Here is a 5,471-nt window from a genome sequence, read left to right on the forward strand (position 1 = left end):
TCCGTATTCTCGATACTATAAATATCCTTTACTGGATCCATTTTCCCTCTTTTTGTTGGAGCGTACGAGGATCGATATCCTGAACGCATTCATTTCCGCGGATAAGGATAACAATACGTTAAAATAAAAACAAAAAAAGAGTGGTAAAAATCACAAAAAAGATAAAATTTGTCAAAAAATGACAGTCTTAAGGACAAAATCCGACAATTTTATTTGACAATCCCCTGCATAACCGCATATTTCGCTAGCTCTGCAGTCGAGTGAATATCTAGTTTATGCTTAATGTTTTGGCGGTGTGTCTCTACTGTTCGGTAGCTAATTTTAAGCAGTAATGCGATCTTTTTACTGCTTTCTCCCTCGGCCACTAATTTTAATACAGCCTCTTCTCTTCGACTTAATGGGTTCGCTATCGTTTGCTTCACTGCTATAGGTTGAGTGAACAAGTTTTGAGTCACTTTTTCACAAAAATAGGTAGATCCTTGATTGACCGTTTTGATCGCCTGTACCATTTTTTCAGACGAAATCTCCTTGAGCATGTAACCGACAGCGCCGGATTGCATGACTTCCATGATGTATTCACGATTGTTGTGCATCGTCAGCATGAGCACTTTCGCATCAGGCAAAGACTCCTTGATCAAATTCGTCGCATCGATCCCATTCATTATGGGCATGCTAATATCCATTAAAGTCACATCAGGCTTTAAGCTTTTTACTAACTCGACCCCCTCTACTCCGTTACTTGCCGTCCCAATAACAGAAATATCCGGCTCCATTTCTAGGCGAGCCATAAAACCATCGAGTACAACTTGATGATCGTCTACGATTACGACACGTATAACGTTATTCATTCACCAATCCTTCTAGTCTTAGTAACACAGTGATTTCAGTACCAAAGCCTACTTCACTGCTAATTTCGAAATCCCCACCGATAAACTCAACACGCTCGCGCATGTTCCTTAGCCCGATACCTTGGTTATGCAATGCGCTCTGTACTTGAAAACCAACACCATCATCCCTAATCATCAATTGCAGCRTGCTACCTATTTGCTGTAAGACAACGGTAACTGTTTTCGCTTGTGCGTGCTTTTCAATATTATTCAGAGACTCCTGCACCACTCGGTAGAGTGTGGTCGCCGCTTCAGATTTTAGCTTGCCTCTTTGCGTACTAAATAGTGTCTCCACTTCAATGCCAGAATGCGCTTTGTAATCGTGAAGTAAACTTGATAGAGCTGCTTCTAGCCCAATATCATCTAACGCGCTCGGGCGTAACTGGTGAGAAATGTGTCTGACTTCGTCAATGGCAGTCATCAGGGAGTGTTGTGATTTGTTCAAATGTGCCATTAAAGATTGATCTTGCAGTTTGTGCCCGAGTAATTCCAAGTGGCATTTACTGGACACCAACAACTGGTTGATACCGTCGTGCAACTCCCTTGCCAAATGCTTTTTCTCATCTTCTTGGAACATAACTGTTTTATGCGCCAATTCCTTAAGGTTGTTATCAGCAACTCGGTGTTCATGTAAGTTAATAGCAAGAGTTAACACTATGATTACTGCGACAGTAACGCACAAAATAACCATAATAGAGAAGAAGGTTGTTTCAATATTCTTATTGATCGCCTCTTGCATATTAGCGACTTCCAACGCTACATCTTCAATATATAGACCAGTACCAATCATCCACTGCCATTTATCAAGCCAGGCGGCATAACTCAGTTTCGAGACCGTTTCGCCTGTCGAAGGTTTTTGCCATAGATATTGATGGAAACCACCACCACGTTGCGCTTGCTCTAAAAGTGACTCAATAAGAAAGTCGCCATCATTATCCTGGATATGCAGCAAATTCTTACCCACAAGCTCAGGTAAAATAGGGTGTACTAGGTTGGTACCGTTTTGATCATATGCAAAGAAGTAACCATCAGAGCCATAGCGAAGCTTAGTCAGAATGTTCCTAACTTCTTTTTTCGCCTCTGCCTCACGCATATCTGGATCGTTGTAAACGTGGGAGATCGCATCAAACGCCAAATCAACACTGTCTTTAAGTGCGTTTTCACGAGATTTAATCAAACTGTCCCGAAAAATCTCGACTTCTTTCTCGCCAAGAGTTTTGGTTTGATGTAATGAAATCCAACCTATACTGGCTGTCACAATGAGTAGTGGCAGCAATGTCAGTAAAATCAGTTTGGCTTTTAGAGGCATTCCTTTTCCTCAACAAAAACGGCTTATTGAGTATTCAATAAGCCGTTTCACTTTAACAAGTAGCACTTCATTTATGTAATAATTCGTTCACAATCTCGAATTCGATCACATCCCATAGAATTCAGGGAAAACAAGTAGCGATGCTAGTACCGCTATTTGAATTGCAATGAATGGCATTACTCCTCGATAGATATCCTGAGTGGTAATTCCTTTTGGAGCAACACCTTTTAGATAGAACAAACTAAACCCAAATGGCGGCGTTAAAAATGAGGTTTGGAGGTTCATTGCAATCAAGATTGCAAACCAAGTCATATTAATACCCATTAATTCAGCTACAGGTGCAATGATCGGCACTATGATGAAACATATTTCAACGAAGTCGATAAAGAAGCCTAATATCAAGATCACTAGCATTGTGATGATCAAAAAGCCCCACTTATCGCCCGGAATCGCCAGCATCCACTCCTCGACTAAATAGTCACCGCCCGTATAAGTAAATGCCATTGAGAACGCCGTCGCACCCAATAAGATAGCAAATACCATGGCTGTCACTTTGACTGTTTCTTTCGAAGCGTCGAATACCATTTTCCAGCTAAACTGCTTATACAAGAATGCTAATACTAATGCCCCTGCCCCACCTAAAGCCGCAGATTCTGTCGGAGTTGCAACACCGGCAAATATCGAGCCCAAAACTACAACAATCAGTGTGAGTGGTGGAATAATTGCTTTAAGCGCGTTAAACACCTCTTGCTTTCGACTTATCGAATCATCACGTTCAATGGGTTGTGCTGCTTCAGGGTTAAACTTCGCATAGATGAGTATATATACGACATAAGCTCCGACTAACATCACTCCCGGCCAAATTGCAGCCTGGAATAAGTCACCGACAGGAACACCTAAAACATCACCCAATAAGATTAAAACAATCGACGGTGGGATAATTTGTCCAAGCGTACCTGAAGCACAAATAGTACCGCACGCTAAGCCTTTGTCGTAATTATACTTAAGCATCACAGGCAACGAGATTAACCCCATTGCAACAACAGAAGCCCCTACCACACCAGTCGACGCAGCAAGCAAAGCTCCGACTAATACAGTGGAAATTGCGATACCACCACGCACTCCACCAAATAAACGTCCCATTGACTCAAGTAGCTGTTCTGCTAATCGAGTTTTTTGAAGAACCAGCCCCATAAACACAAACAATGGCACTGCCATCAATACTGTGTTTTCCATAATCGATTGAATTCGGTAAGGCATAAAGGCAAACATTTCAACGCCTTCCGCCCAAACACCAAATATCAGCGCGATGCCGCCAAAAGTAAACGCCACAGGGAAACCCAATAACAGCGCGAACAAGGCGACAAAAAACATCACTATACCAATCATTGTCGTCTCCTATTTTGGCTCAACGCTTTGAGCGTGGATTAAATGTGGGTTGAATATTTTGTTTAATGAGTGAATGACTAGACCGACTCCACTAACTGCCATTAAGAAAAATGATAATGGAATCATGGCTTTTATAATCCAGCGGTAAGGTAAACCACCGGGGTCACCAGAAGTCTCTCCTAGCGAGTAACTCTCTTTAGCGAAGTCAACGCCATACCATGCAACGAGCAAGCAGAATGGCAGTAGGAAAATAAATGTCCCGAGCAAATCAATAATGGCTTGTGCTTTAAACGACAATCGTTCGTAAAATATATCAACTCGTACATGTCCCCCAGCTTTAATGGCATAAGGAACACCCAGTAGGAATACTGCAGAAAATAAGTGCCATTCCATTTCTTGGAACGCTATCGAAACATCGTTAAATACATATCTCATCACCACGTCATAGACCACGTTGGCGACTAACAAAATAAATAACATGCTCGACAACCAGCCAAGCATATCGCCAATACGATTAAACAGTCGTTCAATATAAATTAGGCTTCTCATTCCCAACTCCATGGAATTTGAAAGTAGTACCACTTCAACAAAGCTCTTAGCTCTAACTTTTTAAATCTAAAAAATTTAAGAAGGTTTCACGTTAACTTGCTATTGATGAGTGGTACTTATTAGAAAAGTTTTCTTGGGCTCGGATGCGAAGTTTCCTTCGCATCCATTTATTGATTATCTTTTTATGCTGCTATTTTACAGCTTGGCTATTCAGGTAAGCGCGGTGTGAAATGTCTGTCCACGAACGAACCTGTTTAAGGTAGCTTGCTTGAGACTCTTGAATCTCTTTCGCTAGCGCATCTTTTTCTGCATGCTTGGCTAAAAGACGGTCATTAGCTTCTTGAAGCGCGCTCATTACTGAAGGTGGGAAGTCTTTCACCTGAACATCAGGGAATTCTGTTTTCATTGAAACCCAGTTTTTACCACTTTCGTGCGTTGCTTGCGTATACATGTCATAAGCAGCTGTACGCATTGCTACACGAAGGATTTCTTGAAGATCTTCAGGTAACTTGTTCCAAGTACGCTTATTCACTAGGAATTGAAGCTCAGAGCCTGGCTCGTGCCAGCCTGTGTAGTAGTAAGGAGCAATCTTGTGGAACCCCATACGTAAATCAAGAGATGGGCCAACCCACTCTAGTGCATCGATTGTACGACGCTCTAAAGACGTATATAGCTCACCAGGGGCAATGTTCGTAGGTTTAGCACCTAGCTCAGCTAGAATTTCACCAGCAAAGCCTGGGATTCGCATTTTCAACCCTTGTAGATCTTCTACACTGTTGATCTCTTTTTGAAACCAACCACCCATTTGAATATCAGTATTACCACCTGGGAAGGACATCAAGTTGTGTGGAGAGTAAACCTGCTCCATCAACTCCATACCACCACCGTGATAGAACYATGCGTACTGTTCAGCTGGCGTCATACCGAAAGGCATAGAAGTGAAGTAAAGAGTGTTTGGAACTTTACCTTTCCAGTAATAAGAACCTGAGTGACCCATGTCGTACTGACCCGACTTCACCATATCAAACACACCTAAAGGCGCTTTATGTTTGTTTGCTGAGTCAATACGGATCTGTAATCGACCATTCGACATTTTTTCAGCCATCGCCGCCATATTTTTAGTGGCATCGCCAAATACAGGAAAGTTTGGCCCCCATGTTTCGGCTAGCTTTAAGCGATACACTTTATCTGCAGCACTTGCTCCAGTTGTAACTAAAGCTAAGCAAGTCGCAGCCGTAATCGCTGCGGTTTTAAATACTCGTTTAAGTGAGTTACTAATAAGACTCATGTTCACGTCCTTGGTTGGTTTACATACTCTTTTTCAGTGAGTACTTTTW

General features: G+C 42.0%; 5 protein-coding genes. All 5 read right to left on the reverse strand.

Annotation, left to right across the window (positions count from 1 at the left end; genetic code table 11):
* Positions 1-209: 209 nt before the first annotated feature.
* The 5 genes from L4C33_RS16830 to L4C33_RS16850 all read right to left on the reverse strand — a co-directional run bounded on the left by L4C33_RS16830 (position 210) and on the right by L4C33_RS16850 (position 5,422).
* The gene (locus L4C33_RS16830; protein ID WP_428813570.1) at positions 210-848 is read right to left on the reverse strand and encodes a response regulator; all 639 of its coding nucleotides are present in this window, start codon (positions 846-848) and stop codon (positions 210-212) included.
* On the reverse strand, positions 841-2,196 hold the full coding sequence (locus tag L4C33_RS16835) for a cache domain-containing protein (RefSeq protein ID WP_428813571.1): 1,356 nt from the start codon (positions 2,194-2,196) through the stop codon (positions 841-843). The genes L4C33_RS16830 and L4C33_RS16835 overlap by 8 nt, the downstream gene beginning before the upstream one ends.
* Positions 2,197-2,301: 105 nt before the next feature.
* Positions 2,302-3,585, reverse strand: a complete 1,284-nt coding sequence (locus L4C33_RS16840) for a TRAP transporter large permease (RefSeq protein WP_428813572.1) — start codon at positions 3,583-3,585, stop codon at positions 2,302-2,304.
* A gap of 9 nt (positions 3,586-3,594) precedes the next feature.
* On the reverse strand, positions 3,595-4,146 hold the full coding sequence (locus tag L4C33_RS16845; RefSeq protein WP_428813574.1) for a TRAP transporter small permease subunit: 552 nt from the start codon (positions 4,144-4,146) through the stop codon (positions 3,595-3,597).
* A 178-nt stretch (positions 4,147-4,324) separates the two neighbouring features.
* Complete coding sequence (locus L4C33_RS16850; protein WP_428813573.1) at positions 4,325-5,422, reverse strand: TRAP transporter substrate-binding protein; 1,098 nt, start codon at positions 5,420-5,422, stop codon at positions 4,325-4,327.
* Positions 5,423-5,471: the final 49 nt, after the last annotated feature.

Origin of the sequence: Vibrio makurazakiensis, assembly GCF_050337375.1 — a bacterium.
In the GTDB taxonomy this organism is placed as follows: domain Bacteria; phylum Pseudomonadota; class Gammaproteobacteria; order Enterobacterales; family Vibrionaceae; genus Vibrio; species Vibrio makurazakiensis.

Coding starts and splice junctions, on each gene's coding strand:
- L4C33_RS16830 (WP_428813570.1), bottom strand. CDS start 848: ATGAATAACGTTATACGTGTCGTAATCGTAGACGATCATCAAGTTGTA.
- L4C33_RS16840 (WP_428813572.1), bottom strand. CDS start 3,585: ATGATTGGTATAGTGATGTTTTTTGTCGCCTTGTTCGCGCTGTTATTG.
- L4C33_RS16845 (WP_428813574.1), bottom strand. CDS start 4,146: ATGGAGTTGGGAATGAGAAGCCTAATTTATATTGAACGACTGTTTAAT.